Annotated in this window: 19 protein-coding genes; 9 read left to right on the top strand and 10 right to left on the bottom strand. The window is 65.5% G+C overall.

Features of this window, described 5'->3' with window-relative positions:
- Positions 1-229 precede the first annotated feature (229 nt).
- Genes AC1D0O_RS08275 through AC1D0O_RS08255 form a run of 5 tightly spaced genes read left to right on the top strand, consistent with a single transcriptional unit; the run spans position 230 to position 4,911 of the window.
- A complete protein-coding gene (locus tag AC1D0O_RS08275) occupies positions 230-1,111 on the top strand; it encodes a glycine betaine ABC transporter substrate-binding protein (protein ID WP_477653054.1) in 882 nt (293 codons plus the stop codon).
- 51 nt (positions 1,112-1,162) lie between these two features.
- Positions 1,163-2,683 carry an HAL/PAL/TAL family ammonia-lyase gene (locus AC1D0O_RS08270; protein ID WP_477653053.1) on the top strand — a complete coding sequence of 507 codons (1,521 nt, stop codon included), beginning with the start codon at positions 1,163-1,165 and terminating at the stop codon, positions 2,681-2,683.
- On the top strand, positions 2,680-3,303 hold the full coding sequence (locus AC1D0O_RS08265) for an ABC transporter permease (protein WP_477653052.1): 624 nt from the start codon (positions 2,680-2,682) through the stop codon (positions 3,301-3,303). Before AC1D0O_RS08270 ends, AC1D0O_RS08265 begins: the two co-directional genes overlap by 4 nt.
- A 16-nt stretch (positions 3,304-3,319) precedes the next feature.
- Positions 3,320-3,961, top strand: a complete 642-nt coding sequence (locus tag AC1D0O_RS08260; protein ID WP_477653051.1) for an ABC transporter permease — start codon at positions 3,320-3,322, stop codon at positions 3,959-3,961.
- On the top strand, positions 3,958-4,911 hold the full coding sequence (locus tag AC1D0O_RS08255) for an ABC transporter ATP-binding protein (RefSeq protein ID WP_477653050.1): 954 nt from the start codon (positions 3,958-3,960) through the stop codon (positions 4,909-4,911). The genes AC1D0O_RS08260 and AC1D0O_RS08255 overlap by 4 nt, the downstream gene beginning before the upstream one ends.
- A 127-nt stretch (positions 4,912-5,038) precedes the next feature.
- Here AC1D0O_RS08255 and AC1D0O_RS08250 read toward each other — a convergent pair whose 3' ends face one another.
- The 3 genes from AC1D0O_RS08250 to AC1D0O_RS08240 form a co-directional block, all read right to left on the bottom strand.
- Complete coding sequence (locus AC1D0O_RS08250; RefSeq protein ID WP_477653049.1) at positions 5,039-6,430, bottom strand: MFS transporter; 1,392 nt, start codon at positions 6,428-6,430, stop codon at positions 5,039-5,041.
- Between the two features lie 210 nt (positions 6,431-6,640).
- The gene (locus AC1D0O_RS08245; RefSeq protein WP_477653048.1) at positions 6,641-7,222 is read right to left on the bottom strand and encodes a hypothetical protein; all 582 of its coding nucleotides are present in this window, start codon (positions 7,220-7,222) and stop codon (positions 6,641-6,643) included.
- 68 nt (positions 7,223-7,290) lie between these two features.
- Complete coding sequence (locus AC1D0O_RS08240) at positions 7,291-7,512, bottom strand: CsbD family protein (protein WP_477653047.1); 222 nt, start codon at positions 7,510-7,512, stop codon at positions 7,291-7,293.
- 244 nt (positions 7,513-7,756) lie between these two features.
- On the opposite strand from AC1D0O_RS08240, the gene AC1D0O_RS08235 reads away from it, so the two are divergent.
- Both AC1D0O_RS08235 and AC1D0O_RS08230 read left to right on the top strand, forming a co-directional pair.
- A complete protein-coding gene (locus tag AC1D0O_RS08235; protein ID WP_477653046.1) occupies positions 7,757-8,173 on the top strand; it encodes a MarR family winged helix-turn-helix transcriptional regulator in 417 nt (138 codons plus the stop codon).
- Positions 8,174-8,258: 85 nt separating this feature from the next.
- On the top strand, positions 8,259-8,657 hold the full coding sequence (locus AC1D0O_RS08230; protein WP_477653045.1) for a tautomerase family protein: 399 nt from the start codon (positions 8,259-8,261) through the stop codon (positions 8,655-8,657).
- Positions 8,658-8,667: 10 nt separating this feature from the next.
- Here the strand turns inward: AC1D0O_RS08230 and AC1D0O_RS08225 are convergent, their stop codons facing one another.
- On the bottom strand, positions 8,668-10,287 hold the full coding sequence (locus AC1D0O_RS08225; protein WP_477653044.1) for an ABC transporter permease: 1,620 nt from the start codon (positions 10,285-10,287) through the stop codon (positions 8,668-8,670).
- Between the two features lie 118 nt (positions 10,288-10,405).
- On the opposite strand from AC1D0O_RS08225, the gene AC1D0O_RS08220 reads away from it, so the two are divergent.
- Complete coding sequence (locus AC1D0O_RS08220) at positions 10,406-11,485, top strand: ABC transporter ATP-binding protein (RefSeq protein ID WP_477653043.1); 1,080 nt, start codon at positions 10,406-10,408, stop codon at positions 11,483-11,485.
- On the opposite strand, the gene AC1D0O_RS08215 is transcribed toward AC1D0O_RS08220, so the two are convergent.
- The 6 genes from AC1D0O_RS08215 to AC1D0O_RS08190 form a co-directional block, all read right to left on the bottom strand.
- On the bottom strand, positions 11,482-12,222 hold the full coding sequence (locus tag AC1D0O_RS08215; RefSeq protein ID WP_477653042.1) for a lysophospholipid acyltransferase family protein: 741 nt from the start codon (positions 12,220-12,222) through the stop codon (positions 11,482-11,484). The two genes, AC1D0O_RS08220 and AC1D0O_RS08215, sit on opposite strands and share 4 nt — an antisense overlap.
- Before the next feature lie 15 nt (positions 12,223-12,237).
- Positions 12,238-13,536, bottom strand: coding sequence for a dihydroorotase (locus tag AC1D0O_RS08210; protein WP_477653041.1), 1,299 nt, complete (start codon positions 13,534-13,536; stop codon positions 12,238-12,240).
- A gap of 19 nt (positions 13,537-13,555) precedes the next feature.
- Complete coding sequence (locus tag AC1D0O_RS08205) at positions 13,556-14,518, bottom strand: aspartate carbamoyltransferase catalytic subunit (RefSeq protein ID WP_411878034.1); 963 nt, start codon at positions 14,516-14,518, stop codon at positions 13,556-13,558.
- Between the two features lie 81 nt (positions 14,519-14,599).
- Entirely contained in the window at positions 14,600-15,112 is a 513-nt protein-coding gene (gene pyrR, locus AC1D0O_RS08200; RefSeq protein WP_477653040.1) for a bifunctional pyr operon transcriptional regulator/uracil phosphoribosyltransferase PyrR, read from the bottom strand.
- The gene (gene ruvX, locus AC1D0O_RS08195) at positions 15,109-15,531 is read right to left on the bottom strand and encodes a Holliday junction resolvase RuvX (protein ID WP_477653039.1); all 423 of its coding nucleotides are present in this window, start codon (positions 15,529-15,531) and stop codon (positions 15,109-15,111) included. The genes pyrR and ruvX overlap by 4 nt, the downstream gene beginning before the upstream one ends.
- A complete protein-coding gene (locus tag AC1D0O_RS08190; RefSeq protein WP_007864998.1) occupies positions 15,528-16,115 on the bottom strand; it encodes a YqgE/AlgH family protein in 588 nt (195 codons plus the stop codon). Before AC1D0O_RS08190 ends, ruvX begins: the two co-directional genes overlap by 4 nt.
- 65 nt (positions 16,116-16,180) lie before the next feature.
- On the opposite strand from AC1D0O_RS08190, the gene AC1D0O_RS08185 reads away from it, so the two are divergent.
- Positions 16,181-17,653 carry a cryptochrome/photolyase family protein gene (locus tag AC1D0O_RS08185; RefSeq protein ID WP_477653038.1) on the top strand — a complete coding sequence of 491 codons (1,473 nt, stop codon included), beginning with the start codon at positions 16,181-16,183 and terminating at the stop codon, positions 17,651-17,653.
- Positions 17,654-17,723 lie beyond the last annotated feature (70 nt).

The raw sequence follows: 17,723 nt of genomic DNA, 5'->3' as shown, positions 1-17,723 counted from the left end.
CACCGGCGGCCAGGCTTCCGGTTGTTGTTTTGTTTATGCGGAAAACAGGGATCACCGGGTGATTTTCCGTCTTGCACACGCTATTTCCATATGCTACTATTATTAGGTTGTATATACAAGTTGAAGCGCCGGAAGCACCAGGATGGCGCGGTTTCCAGGCACGGGATGTGCATGCAACGGGCCGGAAGATTCCTTGTTTCAGTTCGCCGCAACCTATTCGGAGATCACCATGAAGATCAGCAAACTTTTGGCCCTGTCCGCTTTCGCGCTGGCCGCCTTCGCGCCGCTCGCCTCGCACGCCCAGCAGGCCGTGCGTGTCGGCTCCAAAAACTTCACCGAGCAGTTCGTGCTGGCCGAAATCTACGCGCAGGCGCTTGAGGCCGCCGGCATCAAGACCGAGAAGAAGCTCAACCTGGGCGGCACGCTGATCGCCCAGAAGGCGATGGAAGAAAAGCAGATCGATTTCTACCCTGAATACACCGGCACCATGCTGCTGGCCGTGCTCAAGCAGGAGCCCATGACGGACGCCAAGGCCGTGTACGACAAGGTCAAGGACGCCTATGCCAAGATGGGCTTTGTGGTGCTGAACCAGTCCAACCTGAACAACGGCTATGTGATGGTGGTGCGCGCCGACACCGCCCAGAAGCTCAAGCTCGAAACCCTGTCCGACCTGGCCAGGGCCGCCAAGGACCTGAAGGTCGGCGCCGGCCCCGAGTTCCGCGACCGCAAAGACGGCCTGCCGGGCCTCAAGGCCAAGTACGACATGGTCTTCGGTGAAGACCTGCAGATGGCCATCGGCCTGCGCTACCAGGCGCTGAAGAACGACCAGATCCAGGTCGTCAACGGCTACTCCACCGACGGCATGATCAGCGCGCTCAAGCTCAAGCGCCTGCGCGACGACAAGAGCCTGTGGCCGCCTTATTTCGTGGTGCCCGTGATCCGCAAGGAAGCGCTGGATGCCAACCCCAAGATCGGTGAAGTGCTGAACCGCGTGAGCGCCCTGCTCGACGAAACCTCCATGGCCCAGATGAACTTCCAGGTCGACGGCGAAAAGCTCGAACCCAAGGACGTGGCCCGCGATTTCCTGAAGTCCAAGGGACTGGTCAAGTAATACGCATCTCCCGGCGCTCGCCCGCACCCTCACCGTGAAAGCTTGCACGTCATGACACTCGCGGTCGGGGAACAATGGCTGGGCATCCATGACCTGGTGCGCGTGGCGCGCGGTGGTGAGCCGGTTTCACTGGCACCGCAGGCGCGTGAACACGTAGTCGCGGCGCGTGAGCTGGTCATGCGGCTGGCCACTTCGGGCCAGGCCATCTACGGCCTCAATTCGGCGCTGGGCGCCAACACCGGCGCGGTGCTGGCCGAAGGCGATCTTGAAGACTACCAGCGCCGCGCCGTGCGCGCCCGGGCCGTGGCCGTGGGCCCGGCCTATGACAAGGCCTCGGTGCGCGCCATGCAGTTCGCCCGCATCGCCGGCCTGTCGCGCGGCGGCTCGGGCGTCTCGCCCGCCGTGCTGGACGCCTGCATCGCAATGCTGAACTCCCAGGTGCATCCGGTGGTGCCGCGCTTCGGCTCCATCGGCGTGGCCGACCTGCCCCAGCTTTCGCACCTGGCCTTGCCGCTGTTCGGCGAAGGCCAGGCCGAGGTGCGCGGTGAAATACTGGACGGTGCCGCCGCGCTCGAACGCGCCGGCTTGCAGCCCGTGACCTTGGGCGCCAAGGACGGTCTCGCCTTGATCAGTTCCAACGCCGCCACCACGGCCCGTGCCGCGCTGGTGCTGCATGACGCCCATGTGGCGCTGGACGCCTGGCTGGCCGCCGTGGCGCTCGGTTATGAAGGTTTCAGGGCCAACCTGTCGCCGCTGCACCCTGGTGCGGTGGCAGCCAGGCCGGCAGCGGGCCAGGTCGAGGTGGCACGCCAATTGCGCGAACTCCTCAAGGGCAGCGCCCTGCTGGAGCCCGGCGCCGCACGACGTGTGCAGGACCCGGTGTCCATGCGCGTGGTGCCGCAGGTGCACGGCGCCGCGCGCGACATGGTGGACGCGGCCTGCGCGCAGGTCGAGATTGAACTCAACAGCGCGGCCGACAGCCCGCTGGTGCTGGCCGAGGAAGGGCTGATGCTCTCCAACGGCAACTTCCACGTGCCGGCCCTGGCATTGGCGCTGGACGCCTCGGCGATTGCGCTGGCCCAGGCGGCCAGCATGTCGGTGTCGCGCAGCCAGCGTTTCATGTCACCGGCTCTCACCGGCCTGCCGCTGCAGCTCACGCGCCACGGCCCGGCCCATTCGGGTTTTGCTACGGTGCAGAAAACCCTGACTGCGCTTTGGGCCGAGGTGCGGCTGCGCGCCAACCCCGGGTCGCTCGATTACCTGCCGGTGTCCGAAGCGCTGGAAGACCATGCCTGCATGGCGCTGGGCGTGGCGGAAAAACTGGGCGAACTGGTGGAGCGCGTGCACTACCTGATCGCCATCGAACTGCTGGTGGCCGCCCAGGCGGTGGATCTGCGCGAACTGGACCCTGCGCAGATGGGCGAAGGCGCGCGGCGCACCTTTGCGCAAGTGCGCAAGCTGGTTCCTGTGCTGGACGAAGACCGCCCGCTGGGCCCCGACATAGACCGCATCCAGGCCGCCGTCGCCGCGGGCGTGTTCGGCCTTGAAACCGCTCGCCAGGGCGCGGCATGAGCTGGTTTCTGCGCAACTGGCCCGACGTGCTGTATTCACTGTGGGAGCACGTCGCGATTTCGCTGACGGCGCTGGTGATTGCTTTCGCACTGTCGCTGGTCATCGGCGTCGTGGCCGCGCGGCGTGAAAAGCTCTACGGCGCGGTCATGACCATCTCGGGTTTTCTGTACACCATCCCGACGCTGGCTTTCCTGGCCTTCCTGATTCCCGTGGTGGGCCTGGGCCGCACCAACGCCATCATCACCATGGTGGCATTTTCGCTGATGATCTTGATCCGTAGCGTGGCCACCGGCATCCGTGAGGTGCCAGCCGACATCATCGACGCGGCGCGTGGCATGGGCATGAACAAGGCGCAAATCATGCGGCGCATCGAGCTTCCGCTGGCCCTGCCGCTGATTGTGGCGGGCTTGCGCGTCTCGGCCGTCACCGTGATCAGCGTGACGGTGGTGGCGGCTTACGTCAATGCGGGTGGCCTGGGCACGCTGATCTTCAATGGCATCGCAAGCGACCATCCGGCCAAGATCTGGACCGGCGCGCTGACGGTCTGCGCGCTGTCCGTCGTCGTCGACCTGGCGCTCGCCCTGCTCGAGCGGCGCCTGAAAAACCGGCGCGCAGCCTGAAACCCAAGAGGCCCTGATGCTTGCCGACGCCTGGAACTATGTCCTTGCCCATCCCGCGCAGTTTTACCGCGCGCTGGGCGTGCACGTCGCGCTGTCGGCATCGGCCCTGCTGATCGCCGCGCTGATCTGCATTCCGGCCGGCATTGCCGTGGCGCGCAGGAACGGCCTGTCGCTGGCCGTGGTCAACGCGGCCAACGTGGGCCGCACCCTGCCCTCGCTGGCCGTACTGGCGCTGGTGATGCCGATTTTGGGCACCGGTTTTACGCCCGCCCTCTTTGCTCTCACGCTGATCGCGCTGCCGCCCATCGTGACGCACACCATCGTCGGCATGCGCGGCGTGGATGCCGACGCGGTGGACGCCGCCATCGGCATGGGCATGACGCGCGCCGCCTTGCTGTGGCAGGTGGAGCTGCCCATGGCCATGCCGGTCATCTTCGCGGGCCTGCGCACGGCTGCGGTGCAGATCATTTCGGGCGCCGTGCTGGCCGCCTTCATCGGCGGCGGCGGGCTCGGCGACTTCATCACCGCGGGCATCGCGATGATGGCCGTTCCCCAGTTGCTGGTGGGCGCCATCCCCGTGGCGCTGCTGGCGCTGGGCACCGACTTTCTTTTTGGCGCGCTGCAGCGCCGCATGACTCCCCAAGGGCTTCGCGCATGATCACACTCGACCGCCTCACCAAGTCCTTCGGCGGCAGTGCCCAGTCGGCTGTAGACGGCTTGTCGCTGACCGTCAACACCGGCGAGATCTGCGTGCTGATTGGCCCCTCGGGTTGCGGCAAGACCACCACCATGCGCATGATCAACCGCATGGTCGAGCCTGATTCGGGGCGCATCGAAGTGGGTGGGCGCGACGTCACCAAGATGGATGCGGTAGAGCTACGCCGCTCCATCGGCTATGTGATCCAGCAGGTGGGCCTGTTTCCGCACATGACGCTGGCCGAGAACGTGGCCACCGTGCCCAAAATGCTGGGCTGGGATTCGGCGCGCATCGCCAAACGTGTGGATGAACTGCTGGCGCTGGTCCATATGGACCCGGCTATCTACCGCAACCGCTTTCCGCGCGAGCTCTCGGGCGGGCAGAAACAGCGTGTGGGCGTGGCGCGCGCGCTGGCGGCGGACCCGCCGGTGATGCTGATGGACGAACCCTTCGGCGCCATAGACCCGATCACGCGCGCGCGCCTGCAGGACGAGTTCCTGCGCATCCTGCGCGAGCTTGGCAAGACCATTGTGTTTGTCACACACGACATCGACGAAGCCATTCGCATGGGCTCGCGCATCGCGATCCTGCGCAACGGCAAGGTGGTGCAGTACGACACGCCCGAACGCATACTCGCGCACCCGGCGGATGCCTTCGTCGAAGCCTTTGTGGGCGGCGATCGCTCACTCAAGCGGCTGGCTTTGCTGACGGCCGGCCCCTATGTGGAAAGCGGCACGCCCGCCGCCAATGCGCCGCGCCTGCCGGCCGTGACGCCATTGCGTGATGCGCTGTCGGCCATGCTGGACGCCGGCGCGAATGAGGCCGCGATTGTGGATGCGGAGGGCAAGCCCCTGGGTCGCGTGACCTTGCAAAGCATTCAGCAAGCCGCAGCCGTAGCTCGCTTGTCTTAAACGCTTTCTTGGGTTTTAGAGCCGCTCATAAAACCCAGCGGAGCGGTCCTGGCTAGGCGCGACGCCGCAGACAGTACACCGGTACGGCAAGGCGGCGCAACAACGCCAGGAGGGTTTTTGAGCGGCTCTAGGGCTGGCGCATCCGCAAAACGCTGCATACACCTGCGACGGCCGCAAAGCCGGCCGCCAGCCACAGCGCCACAAAAGAACCATGCCCACCCTGCGGGTCGAACATCGCAAAGATCATCGCGAGCAGGACTGCGCCCAGCGTCTGGCCGGTCAGCCGCGCCGTGCCCAGCATGCCGCTGGCGCCGCCGCTGCGGTGGGGTGGCGCCGAGGTGATGATGGTGTGGTTGTTGGGTGACTGGAACAGGCCGTAGCCTATGCCGCACAGCGCCATGCGCCAGACGATGTCGAGCTGCGACGGGTGCGGCGGCAGCACCGCCAGCAAAACCAGGCCCAGACAGAGCAGCGCCATGCCGATACCGCCCAGCACACCACCGGAATAGCGCCCTATCAGCCGTCCCACCACGGGCGAAGTCACCACAATGGCCAGCGGCCAGGCCGTCAGCAGCAAACCGGCCTGCAGGTGGGTGAAGCCGTAGTTGCCCAGCAGCAGGAAGGGCAGGCTCACATAGGCCAGGGTCTGCGCGCAAAAAGCGCCTATGGACGTGCCCATGGACAGCGCGAAGACGGGTATGCGCAGCAAGTCCAGCGGGAACAGCGGCAGCGGCTGGGCCAGCTGGCGCCGCACATACACCACGCCGATAACGATGCCCGCCGCGAGTTCGGCCAGCGGCAGCCACAACGAGCCGGCAGGCGCGCCGCCGGGCGCGGTTTCAATGCGGACGCCCAGGCCGTCGACGCCCAGAAACACCAGTCCGAACATCAGCGCGTTGAGCGTCACGTCGATCGCTGACAGCCGGCCCGCGGCCTTGGCGTGGTTGTCAGGCAAGGCCTTGCGGCCCAGCCACACCGACAACAGGCCGAAAGGCACGTTGAGCGCGAACAGCCAGGGCCAGGAAGCCACGGAGAGGATGGCCGCCGCGATCGAGGGCCCGGCCACCGAGGCCGTGGCCACCACCAGCGAGTTGATGGCGATGCCGCGGCCCAGCAGGTGTTTGGGGTAGATGAGGCGCACCAGCGCCGTGTTCACGCTCATCAGGCCGGCCGCGCCCAGGCCCTGCAGCACGCGGGCCAGCGCCAGCGTGGTCAGCGAATCGGCCATCGCGCAGGCGGCAGAAGCCAGTGTGAAGACCGAAAGGCCGACCAGGTAGACGCGGCGGTAGCCGACGATATCGCCCAGCGAGGCCAGCGGCAACAACAGCGCCAGCGTGGCGACCTGGTAGGCGTTGATGACCCAGATGGACTGCGCGGCGGTGGCATTGAGTTCGCGCGTGATGTCGGGCAGCGCGAGGTTGACGATGGTGCCGTCGAGCACCGCCATGACGATGCCCAGAATGATGACCAGCAACGCACGCGTGCGCTCGCGCGCGGGCAAACCATCCTGAACAAGCATGCGGACCTTTGTTATTAAGCGGGCGGTCGGTACGGCTGCCGCGCAGCGCTTATTTTAGGAGCGCCTACGGAATAGCCGCCGGAGCGGCTACCTTGCCCCAGTGCTGTCCTTGGGAAAGGGTGACGAAAATGAGAAATCCCGGCATGCAGGTGCATGGCCGGGATTTCCAGGTGTCCGTGAGCTGGTGAGTGCCGCTGGCGCGGCCTCACACTATTTCATGCCGTACTTGGCCTTGGCATCGTTCTGGCAGCCGTCCTTGGCGGCGCCCGTTAGTGCATCGCAGCGTTCCTTGGCGGCCTTGTATTCGGCATCGCGTTTCTCGGAACCGGCCTCCTTGCGGGTGTCGGCCATTTTTTCGCTCTTGTCCTTGCTGGTGTCGGCCGCAGTCTTCACCACCTTGGCGTCTTCCTTGGCTTTGACGTGGGCTGCCTTAGCGTCCTTGATGCAGACGTCCTTGGCATTGCCCTTCTGGTCGTCGCACTTTTCCTTGGCGGTGTCATAGGCGGCGTCGGCTTTGGCGAAGGCTACTTTCTCGGTATTGCGGGGGCCGGGCTTGTACTGGGCTTCGAGTTCGGCCTTGGCGACCTTCTCAACACCCTTGGCTTCCGAGACGCAGATGTCCTTGGCGTTGTCCTTCAGGGTGCCGCATTTGTCGCGGCTGGCCTTGTAGTCGGCCGAGATGCGGTCTTCCTGGGCCTTGTACTCTTCCTTGGTCATTGCCATGGCGTTGCCGGCAAAAGCGCAGGACATCACGGCGGTCAGCATGAGCAGTCTGGTTTTGGTGGTTTTCATGGGTGGCTCCTTGGGATGGTGTGAATCGTTGTATTCGTTGCGGGCGCTTGCGGATGGAGGAAGGCGGCTCAATAGCGTTCGAAGAAGTCCGTCGGGTTGCGGTCCTTCCACACGGCAACCTGCTTTTCGGCTTCTTCCTTGCTAAGGCCGTGGCGTTCCTGGATCTTGCCAAGCAGCTGTTCACGCTTGCCGGCGATCACGTCAAGGTCGTCGTCGGTGAGCTTGCCCCACTGCTCCTTGACCTTGCCCTTGAACTGGCGCCAATTGCCTTCCATGCGGTCGTGGTTCATGGTGTTTTCCTCATAAAAATGGGTGATTCGCCCAGTGGCCACAAGCACGAGGCCTGCGGGCAACGGACTTGAATTCACCTTACGGCGGAAGCCATGCACCCGCCGTAGGCCCGCGTATTCGATGGGCGTAGGCTCATGCTTACAGCCCGATGGCGGCGCCTGCGGAAGGGCCCCCACGCCTCCTGCGGGGTGCGGCTTTTCGCAACTAGTTGCATAGCTAATTAATTTCCGCTACAGTGCATCCATGTTTGACCACTGCCTTTATTTCAATACCACCGCGCTGGCCCGCCTGGTCGACAAGGAGTGGACGCTGGCTTTCAAGCCCTTCGGCGTCACGCCCTCGCAGGGTTTCATGCTGCGGCTGGTGCTCAAGCAGCCCGGCATGCCGCAGCACGAGATTGCCGATGAGCTGACGATCTCGCGCCCCACCGCCACGCGCCTGCTCGACGGCCTGCAGGCACTGGGGCTGATTGAACGCAGGAGCCTGGAATCCGACGGCCGCCACTGGGCCGTGTTTCCCACCGCCGAGGCCGAGGCAATGCATGCCGGCATCAACAAAGCCAGCGGCGACGTGACACGCCGCATCCAGCAACAGATCGGAAAGGAGAACTTCGATGAAACCGTAGCCCGTGTCAGGAGCGTGTCTTCCGCGCTGAAATGAAGCGCACGAAACGCTTTTTTATTCCTTTTTTTGCCCATATAGTTGCATAGCTAACTATTAATTTTCAACCCACCGGAGAAATCACATGCCCATCCTCAATGTCAAAGTCAGCCAGCCCGCCAGCCCCCAACTGACGAACGCCATCGCCGAAACCCTGCTGGAGCTGACCACGCGCATCCTGCGCAAAAAACGCGAGCTCACCGCCATCGCCATCGACTTCGTTCCGCCCGAACACTGGATTGTGGGCGGCAGCACGCTGGCCAGCCAGGGCAAGAACAGTTTTTATTTCGACATCAAGGTGGTGGACGGCACCAACACCAAGGACGAGAAAGCGCAGTACGTGGCCGAGGCCTTTGCCGCCTTCAGCAAGCTGCTGGGCAATGTGCACGATGAAAGCTACATCTACGTGCACGACGTGCGCGCCGAGGCTTACGGCTTCGGCGGACTCACCCAGGAATACCGCTACATCAAGGCAAAGGCCTGAGGACTGCGCGTTACTTTGAGCGCAGGGTGCGGCTCAGCAGCGCCACCGGCAACAGGCCGACCAGCACCAGGGCCAGCGCCGGCAGGGCGGCCTCGCCGAGGCGCTCGTCGCGCGCCAGCTGGTAGGTCACGACCGCCAGGGTGTCACTGTTGAAGGGCCGCAGCACCAGCGTGGCGGGCAGCTCTTTCATGACGTCGACAAACACCAGCAGGCCGGCCGCCGCGACGGATCGCTTGAGCAGCGGCCAGTGCACGCGCGCGAGTATGCCCAGGCCGGGCGTGCCCAGCATGCGCGCACTGTCGTCAAAGCTGGCGGGGATACGCGAATAACCGCTTTGCAGGCTTTGCAGGGCCACGGCGCTGAAGCGCACCAGGTAGGCCCAGACAATGCCCAGCACCGTCGCCGTGACCCAGTAACCCGCGCCGGTTTGCGGCGCGGCCGCCTGCAGCCAGCCCACGGGCAGCAGCAGGCCGACCACGATGACAGCGCCCGGCACCGCATAACCCAGGCTTGCCAGCTGCACCGCCGCCCGGGTCAGCAGCCGGGGCTTGCGACGCACCGCGAAGGCCAGGCCCAGTGCCAGGCCGGTGGCCAGCAGCGCGCTCAGGCCCGCCAGCCAGACGCTGTTCAAGGCCCAGCCGAAGAATTTGTCCCAGAGCAAGTTGTCCCAGCCCAGCGCCAGCGGGCGCAGCATGAACAGCACCGGCAGCACAAAACCCAGCGCGATCGGCACGGCGCACACCGCCCAGGCCGACAGGGCGCGCAGGCCCCGCAACTGCACCGGCGCCGCATCCTGCGCGCCGGCGCGCGCACCGCGCCCGGTGGCGAAACGCATGCGCTTTTGTGCGCCGTGTTCTATCCACAGCAGCAGCGCGACAAAAAACAGCAGCACCGTGGCCAGCTGGGCGGCGGCGATGCGGTTGTCCATGGACAGCCAGGCTTTGTAAATACCGGCGGTGAAGGTCTGAATTCCGAAGTAGCTGGAAACGCCGAAATCGGCCAGCGTTTCCATCAGCGCCAGCGCGACGCCGGCGGCCACAGCCGGGCGCGCCAGCGGCAGCGCCACACCGCGTATGCGACGCGACAGCGGCGCGCCCAGCAACCGGGCCGCTTCCATCAGGTGAACGGCGCGCTCTGACAAGGCCGTGCGCGCGAGCAAATAGACATACGGGTAAAGCGCGACGGTGAACACCAGCACCGCGCCGCCCAGGCTGCGCACCTCGGGCAGCAGCCGCCCCTGCAGGCCGAAAGACGCACGCAGCCAGCTTTGCAGCGGGCCGGCGTACTGCAGGAAGTCGGTGTACGCATAGGCCAGTACATAGGCCGGCATGGCCAACGGCAACAGCAGCGCCCATTCAAACACCCGGCGGCCCGGAAACTCGAACAAGGTCACCGCGCTGGCCGTCGCCATGCCCACCACCGCCACGCCGAAGGCCACGCTGATGCACAGCAGCAGGGAGGTGGTGGTGTAGTCGGGCAGCACCGTCTGCAGCATCTGCAGCAGGATGGACTGCGCCTGGGCGTCGAACTGCAGCCAGGACAGTGCCACGGCCACGACCGGCAAGGTGAGCAGGCCCACCAACAAAAAGAGCACGGCGGAAGGAACTGTGGAAATCAGGCGGCGCAGCATGTAGACCCGGAAAAAGGCCTCTGCAGAAAGAGGCCCTCCCCTCGCTGCGCGCGCCGTGGTGTTGCAGCGGTCACTGCAAATGAGAATTGTAAGCATCCAGGGCCCTACAATCGAGCCCATGTTTCTGGATATCTCCCAGCTGGGCGTGCACTATGCCGGCCGTTCCAAGCCCGCGGTCGACGGCGTGTCCTTCAGCCTCCAGGCGGGGGAGATCGGGGTCCTGATCGGCCCTTCGGGCTGCGGCAAGACCACCCTGCTGCGGGCCGTCGCCGGCCTGGAGCGCGCCAATGCCGGCAGCATCACGCTGGCCCGGCAGCTCGTCAGCAGCGCCGACGTCCACATTCCGGCCGAATCCCGCCGCATCGGCATGGTGTTCCAGGATTACGCGCTGTTTCCCCATCTTGACGCCGCCCACAACGTCGCTTTCGGCCTGACTCACCTGCCCGCCGCCCAGCGGCAGCAGCGCGTGGGCGAGGTGCTGGAACTCGTCGGCCTGGGCAACGTGCACAAGCGTTTCCCGCATGAGCTCTCGGGCGGCCAGCAGCAGCGCGTGGCGCTGGCACGGGCGCTCGCGCCGCAGCCGCGCCTGCTGCTGCTGGACGAACCCTTTTCCAACCTCGACGTGGACCTGCGGGAACGCCTGGCGCACGAGGTGCGTGGCATCCTCAAGGCCGCCGGGGCGACGGCGCTGTTCGTCACGCACGACCAGCTCGAGGCCTTCGCCATCGGCGACCGCATCGGCGTGATGCACCAGGGCCGGCTGCACCAGTGGGACGAGGCTTACGCGCTATATCACCGCCCCGCCACGCGCTTTGTGGCCGACTTCATCGGCCATGGGGTGTTCGCGCAAGCCCATATCGAGCAGCTCGGCGACGAGGTGGTGGTGCACACCGCGCTCGGCGACCTCACGGACATGCTGGAATGCCCCCTGCCGGGCGCCTATGCCGGCGGCCTGTGCGACGTGCTGCTGCGGGCCGACGACATCGTGCACGACGACAACGCCCCGGTCAAAGCGCAGATCCAGCGCAAGGCCTTTCGCGGGTCGGAGTTTTTGTACACGCTCAAGCTGCAGACCGGCGAGACGGTGATGGCGCATGTGCCTTCACACCACAACCACGCGCTGGGCGAATGGATAGGCATACGCGCGGAAGTCGACCACGTCGTGACCTTCCCTCGCGAAGAAAGTGCGGCGCCTTAAGCCTGCTGCCGCAGCGCTTCGATGTCTTCGCGCAGCGTCTGCGCCCACACCCGCCGCGTCTGCCCCTGAGGCTGCTGCGGCTCGCCAAAAACCACCACCGCCTTGAGCGGCGGAGCGGTAAGGGTGCGCCAAATCGAACCGGCCAGGGTCTCGTCATCGACATAGCTGGGCGCGAAGCTGACGGCGCCGCTGGCCGCGTCGATGAATTTCAGCGCCACCGGCTGCACCGGCACCGAGGCCTCGATGGCCGCCTGGATCAGGTTGGCATGGAAGTGCTTGAGGGTGATGCCGTCGCCCGTCGTGCCTTCGGGAAACACCGCCAGGATGTCGCCGGCCTGCAGGCGCTCGGCCATCTGCGTAACCACCCGGTGCGCGTCGCGCCGCGATTCACGCTCGATGTACAGCGAGCCGGCGCCGTCGGACAGCGTGCGCACGAAAGGCCAGTCACGCACGTCCGCTTTCGAGACAAAACGGCAGTGGCGCGAGGCGTGCATCACCAGGATGTCCAGCCAGGAGATATGGTTGGCCACCAGCAGCATGGGGCCGCCGGCGGGCGGTGTGCCCTTGACGACCAGTTCGATGCCGACGATGCGCAGCATGGCCCCGGCCCATACCTGCACGCGCGCCTCCTGGTCGGCCTGGTCCAGCTTGGGAAACAGTGTTTTGATCGTCCAGAAGCCCTGCACCGCGTGCACGGCGGCGCGCAGCAGCGTCCAGCAGAAGCGAAGCCACCTCATGGATTTGCGCGCGCCTCAGTGCGAAGCTTCATAGGCGAGCTGCCCGCCCACCACGGTCCAGCGCACGCGCACCGGCATCTGGTGGCCGGAGAATGGCGTGTGCTTGCCCTGGCTGCGCAGCGCGGCCGGCTCGACCGTCCATTCACCCTTGGGGTCGAACACGCAAAGATCGGCCACGCCGCCCTTGACCAGCCGCCCCGAACTGCCCTGCAAGGTGCCCAGTGCATCACCCAGCACGCGTGCGGGCTCGCTGGTCAGCACCGCCAGCGCGCGGACCAGCCCGGCGCCGCTGTCGCTGCCCCACTTGCAGGCCAGGCCCAGCAGCAGTTCCAGGCCCGTGGCGCCCGGTTCGGCCTCGGCGAAGGGCAAAGTCTTGGCATCTTCGTCGACCGGCGTGTGGTCGGACACCAGCGCATCGATGGTGCCGTCGGCCAGGCCCTGGCGTATGGCGTCGCGGTCCCGTTGCTGGCGCAGCGGCGGGTCCAGCCGCATGCGGCTGTCGAAGTAGCCGATGTCCACGTCGGTCAGGTGCAGGCTGTTGATGCTCACGTCGCAACTCACGGCCAAGCCCTCGGCCTTGGCCCTGGCGACCAGTGCCACGCCCGCGGCGCTGCTGATGCGGCACAGGTGCACACGCGCGCCGGTGGCGCGCACCAGTTCAAAAATCGTGTGCAGTGCAATGGTCTCGGCAGCGACGGACACGCCGCTCAGGCCCAGGCGCGTGGCCAGCGCGCCGCTGGCGGCCACGCCCTGGCCCAGGTAGAGCTCCTGCGGCCGCAGCCACACGGTGTAGCCGAAGGTCGAGGCGTATTGCAGCGCGCGCATCATGACCTGGGTGTTGGCCAGCGGCACTTCGGCCTGGCTGAAACCGACACAGCCCGCCTCTGTCAACTCGGCCATCTCTGTCAGCGTTTCGCCCTTGAGCGCGCGGGTCAGCGCGCCCAGCGGGAATACGCGTGACTGGTGCAGTTTTTCGGCGCGGAACTTGAGCATCTCCACGAGACCCGGCTCGTCGAGCACCGGGTCGGTGTCGGGCGGGCAGACCAGGCTGGTCACGCCGCCGGCGACGGCTGCGGCCAGCTCGCTTTCAAGCATGCCTTCGTGTTCATGCCCGGGCTCGCGCAACCGGGCCGACAGGTCGATAAGGCCGGGCGCGACGATGCAGCCCGTGGCGTCTATGGTCTTGTTGGGCGCGAAATCGACGGGTGTGTTTTTGAGCGAGACGATGCGGCCGGCCGCGATGGCCACGTCGCAGGTTTCGTCGAAAGCGGAGCCGGGGTCGATGACGCGGCCGTTTTTTATGAGTATCTTCATTCTTTTTCTCCGCGCGTGTTCAGGCTTCGTTTCCGGCAACTATGCTCATGACCGCCATGCGGACCGCAATGCCGAAGGTGACCTGCGGCAGGATCACGCTCTGCGTGCCGTCGACCACCGCCGAGTCGATCTCGACGCCGCGGTTGATGGGGCCCGGGTGCATGACGATGGCGTCGGGTTTGGCCAGTTGCAGCTTCTCGGTGGTAAGGCCGAAGCTCTTGAAGAACTCCTGGCTGCTGGGCAGCAGCGCGCCCGACATGCGTTCGTTCTGCAGGCGCAGCATGATGATCACGTCGGCACCCTTGATGCCTTCTTCGAGCGTGTTGCAGACACGCACCCCCATCTGCGCCATGTCGGCCGGCACCAGGGTCTTGGGGCCGACCACCCGCACCTCGGGGCAGCCCAGCGTGGTCAGCGCGTGGATGTCGGAGCGCGCCACGCGGGAGTGCAGCACGTCGCCGACGATGGCAACCGTGAGATTGCTGAAGTCCTTTTTGTAGTGCCGTATGGTGTACATGTCCAGCAAGCCCTGCGTGGGATGCGCGTGGCGGCCGTCGCCGGCGTTGATCACGTGCACGTGCGGAGCCACGTGTTGGGCGATCAGGTAGGGCGCGCCCGATTCGCTGTGGCGCACCACAAACAGGTCGGCCGCCATGGCGCTCAGGTTGGCGATGGTGTCCAGCAGGGACTCGCCCTTGGAGGCCGAAGAGCGCGCGATGTCCAGGTTGATGACGTCGGCCGACAGGCGCGTGGCGGCGATCTCGAAGGTCGTGCGGGTGCGCGTGGAGTTTTCAAAGAACAGGTTGAAAACGCTCTTGCCGCGCAGCAGCGGGACTTTTTTGACTTCGCGGTTGTTGACGCTGACGAAGTTGGCGGCGGTGTCGAGGATTTGCGTCAGCGTGGCCTTTGGCAGGCCTTCGATGGACAGCAGGTGGATCAGCTCGCCGTTCTTGTTGAGTTGCGGGTTTCGTCGGTACAGCACGGTGTGGACTCCTCTTGTTCTCTTATGGGTCTCGTTGTGTTCTTGGGTCTGCTCTTGGGTCTTGGGTCTTGGGTCTCGGGCTCAGGCCAGGTGTTCCTGCACCTGGAAGCTGAACTTGCCGTCTTCGGCACGCGCCAGTTCCAGCGACTGCGAGGCCGGCAGGGCCACCCGCGCCACGGCGAGGTCGGGCTGCACGGGCAACTCGCGCCCGCCGCGGTCCACCAGCACCACCAGCTTGACGCTGGCGGGGCGCCCGTAGTCAAACAGTTCGTTGAGCACCGCGCGTATGGTGCGGCCGGTGTAGAGCACGTCGTCGACCACGATAAGGTGGGTGCCGTTCACGTCGAAGGGCAGCAGGGTCTGCCCGCTGGAGGCCAGGCCGCGCTGCGAAAAATCGTCGCGGTGCATGGAAGACGACAAAATTCCGGCCTCACCGGCCAGGCCAAGGTCTTTTTGCAGGCGCTGCGCCAGCCAGGCGCCGCCCGAGGCCACTCCGACCAGAAAAGGAGGCTGGGGATAGGACGCCAGCTGCTGGCGCATGCCGCGCAGCAGGTCGCTATACAGCGCCTCCGCGTCCAATGTCAGGCTGCTCATGGAAGACTCCTTAAAAACTGCTCGAGGATGATGCAGGCCGAAGCGGCGTCGGCGTCAAGCGCGCCGCCGGCCAAGGCCTCGGTGGTGCTGTAGCGCTCATCGACTTCGAAGACCTGCAGGCCGAAGCGACCGCGCAGCTGGCGGGCGAACTTCTGCGCGCGCAAGGTATTGTCGTGGCTGGCGCCGTCGGGATGAAAAGGGATACCGACCACCAGCGCATCGGGCTGCCATTCCTTGATGCGCGCTTCCACGGCCTTGAGGCGGGCATCACTGCCCTCGGCGGCGATGGTGGCTTGCGGCGAGGCGGTGCGCGTCAGCACATTGCCGGTGGCCACGCCGGTACGCTTGAGACCGAAGTCGAAAGCCAGAAAGGTTTGGAGGCCGGTGGCCTGTGAAAAAGGCATGGCCGCGAGGCTCATGCGTGGCCGGCCTCGGGAGAGAGCATCCAGCTCTGGAGGCCCAGCAGCATCAGTGCCTTGTCGTAGCGCTGCTCGACCGGCGTGTCGAAGATCACGCCGACGTCGGCGGCGACGGTGAGCCAGCTGTTGTCGGAGATTTCCGATTCGAGCTGGCCTTCGCCCCAGGCCGAGTAGCCGAGCGAGACAAACACCCGGCGCGGGCCGGCGCCCGTAGAGAGGGCTTCCAGCACGTCTTTGGAGGTGGTCATTTCGAGGCCGCCGGGAATCGTCATGGTCGAGGCATAGACCGATTCATTGCCGGGCATCATGGATTCGTGGAGCACAAAACCGCGCTCGGTCTGCACCGGGCCGCCCTGGAACACCGGGGCTTGCGTGAGGTCGTCGCGGCGCAATGGCAGCTCGACTTTGTCAAACAGGTTCTTGAGGTTGATGTCGCTGGGCTTGTTGATGACCAGCCCCAGCGCGCCGCGGTCGCTGTGTTCGCACATATAGACCACGCTTTTGGCGAAAGCTTCGTCGTCCATCCCCGGCATGGCGATGAGGAAGTGATGCGTGAGGTTGATCGATGCGGAATCCGTGGCCATGTCGGGATTTTACGCGCACTGGGGGCCTGGGTCACGGCATGCGGGCCTTTCGCTACCATCCCACCATGCAAAAGAAATACCGGGCCGGCCTGATGTGGTTCAGGCGCGACCTGCGGGCCCAGGACAACGCCGCGCTGCACCACGCGCTGAAGGCTTGTAAGCAGGTGTTTTGTGTCTTCGTGTTCGACCGGGACATCCTGGACACCCTGCCCCGGGCCGACCGCCGCGTGGAATTCATACACGAATCCGTGCTGAGCCTGGGCGGCCAGCTGCAGCGGCTGGGCGCCGCGAACGGCAAGCCGAATGCGGGCCTCATCATGGTGCGCGGCCATGCTGGCGAGGCCGTGCCGAGGCTGGCTGCGGAGCTGTCCGTTGACGCAGTGTTCGCCAACCATGACGATGAACCCCAATCCCTCTCGCGCGACGCCGCCGTGCAGGCCACGCTGGAAAGCCGGGGTGTGGCCTTTCACAGCTTCAAGGACCACGTGATCTTCGAGCGCCAGGAGGTATTGACGCTGGCGGGCTGGCCTTACACGGTGTTCACGCCCTATAAGAACGCCTGGCTCAAAAAGGTGGACGATTTTTACCTCAAGCCTTACCCGGTGGAGCGTTACGCGGCAGCACTGGCTCCCGTACCCGATGAAAAGCACGCCATTCCCTCGCTGGCCGAACTTGGGTTCGAGAAAACCAATCTGTCGGCGCTCAGGATACCCACCGGCAGCGAAGGTGCCGACCGGCTTTTTGAGGAATTCAAAGGCCGTATGGCGAACTACAAGTCGGCGCGCGACTTCCCCGCCATCAAGGGGCCCAGCTACCTGGGCGTGCACCTGCGCTTCGGCACGGTGTCGATCCGGCGCCTGGCCGCCGCGGCGCTGAGCCCGGAACACAAGGGCAGCGAAGGCGCCGCGACCTGGCTCAGTGAATTGATCTGGCGGGATTTTTACGCGCAGATTCTGGGCAACTTCCCGCACGCCGTGCGCAGCGCGTTCAAACTTGAATACGATGCGATCCTCTGGGAAAGCGGCGACAAGGTCGACAGGCTGTTCGAGGCGTGGTGCGGGGGCCGCACAGGCTACCCGCTGGTCGATGCCGCGATGGCACAGATCAACCAGACCGGCTATATGCACAACCGCCTGCGCATGGTGACGGCGAGCTTCCTGGTGAAAGACCTGGGCATCGACTGGCGCCGGGGCGAGCGCTACTTTGCCGAAAATCTCAATGACTTCGACCTGTCGGCCAACAACGGCGGCTGGCAATGGGCGGCAAGCACCGGCTGCGATGCGCAGCCCTACTTCCGGATCTTCAACCCGGTCAGCCAGAGCGAAAAGTTCGATGCGGACGGCAGCTTCATCCGCCGGTATGTGCCAGCGCTGGCAAAGCTGCCCGCCCCTGCCATCCACAGCCCCTGGCTGGCCGGGCCGCTGGAACTGGCCGCCGCGGGCGTGGTGCTCGGCCAGGACTACCCCTTGCCCATCGTGCAGCACGACGAAGCCCGTGCGCTGACGCTGCGGCGCTATGCGGTGGTGAAAAAAGCCTGAGGCAAGAACCTGAGACGGCCGCTCTCCTGACGAGAGCGGCCTGCGCAGATTCCCCCTGCGTTGCAGGCGG

The sequence above is a fragment of the Polaromonas sp. P1_F2 genome, from assembly GCF_056405735.1.
The sequence above is the reverse complement of the archived record's forward strand: the minus strand, read 5'-3'. Positions and strand labels throughout refer to the sequence as shown.

Excerpts from the sequence above, each read along its gene's own strand:
- AC1D0O_RS08275 (WP_477653054.1), top strand. The coding sequence starts at position 230 with ATGAAGATCAGCAAACTTTTGGCCCTGTCCGCTTTCGCGCTGGCCGCC.
- AC1D0O_RS08270 (WP_477653053.1), top strand. The coding sequence starts at position 1,163 with ATGACACTCGCGGTCGGGGAACAATGGCTGGGCATCCATGACCTGGTG.
- AC1D0O_RS08265 (WP_477653052.1), top strand. The coding sequence starts at position 2,680 with ATGAGCTGGTTTCTGCGCAACTGGCCCGACGTGCTGTATTCACTGTGG.
- AC1D0O_RS08260 (WP_477653051.1), top strand. The coding sequence starts at position 3,320 with ATGCTTGCCGACGCCTGGAACTATGTCCTTGCCCATCCCGCGCAGTTT.
- AC1D0O_RS08255 (WP_477653050.1), top strand. The coding sequence starts at position 3,958 with ATGATCACACTCGACCGCCTCACCAAGTCCTTCGGCGGCAGTGCCCAG.
- AC1D0O_RS08250 (WP_477653049.1), bottom strand. The coding sequence starts at position 6,430 with ATGCTTGTTCAGGATGGTTTGCCCGCGCGCGAGCGCACGCGTGCGTTG.
- AC1D0O_RS08245 (WP_477653048.1), bottom strand. The coding sequence starts at position 7,222 with ATGAAAACCACCAAAACCAGACTGCTCATGCTGACCGCCGTGATGTCC.
- AC1D0O_RS08240 (WP_477653047.1), bottom strand. The coding sequence starts at position 7,512 with ATGAACCACGACCGCATGGAAGGCAATTGGCGCCAGTTCAAGGGCAAG.
- AC1D0O_RS08235 (WP_477653046.1), top strand. The coding sequence starts at position 7,757 with ATGTTTGACCACTGCCTTTATTTCAATACCACCGCGCTGGCCCGCCTG.
- AC1D0O_RS08230 (WP_477653045.1), top strand. The coding sequence starts at position 8,259 with ATGCCCATCCTCAATGTCAAAGTCAGCCAGCCCGCCAGCCCCCAACTG.
- AC1D0O_RS08225 (WP_477653044.1), bottom strand. The coding sequence starts at position 10,287 with ATGCTGCGCCGCCTGATTTCCACAGTTCCTTCCGCCGTGCTCTTTTTG.
- AC1D0O_RS08220 (WP_477653043.1), top strand. The coding sequence starts at position 10,406 with ATGTTTCTGGATATCTCCCAGCTGGGCGTGCACTATGCCGGCCGTTCC.
- AC1D0O_RS08215 (WP_477653042.1), bottom strand. The coding sequence starts at position 12,222 with ATGAGGTGGCTTCGCTTCTGCTGGACGCTGCTGCGCGCCGCCGTGCAC.
- AC1D0O_RS08210 (WP_477653041.1), bottom strand. The coding sequence starts at position 13,536 with ATGAAGATACTCATAAAAAACGGCCGCGTCATCGACCCCGGCTCCGCT.
- pyrR (WP_477653040.1), bottom strand. The coding sequence starts at position 15,112 with ATGAGCAGCCTGACATTGGACGCGGAGGCGCTGTATAGCGACCTGCTG.
- ruvX (WP_477653039.1), bottom strand. The coding sequence starts at position 15,531 with ATGAGCCTCGCGGCCATGCCTTTTTCACAGGCCACCGGCCTCCAAACC.
- AC1D0O_RS08190 (WP_007864998.1), bottom strand. The coding sequence starts at position 16,115 with ATGGCCACGGATTCCGCATCGATCAACCTCACGCATCACTTCCTCATC.
- AC1D0O_RS08185 (WP_477653038.1), top strand. The coding sequence starts at position 16,181 with ATGCAAAAGAAATACCGGGCCGGCCTGATGTGGTTCAGGCGCGACCTG.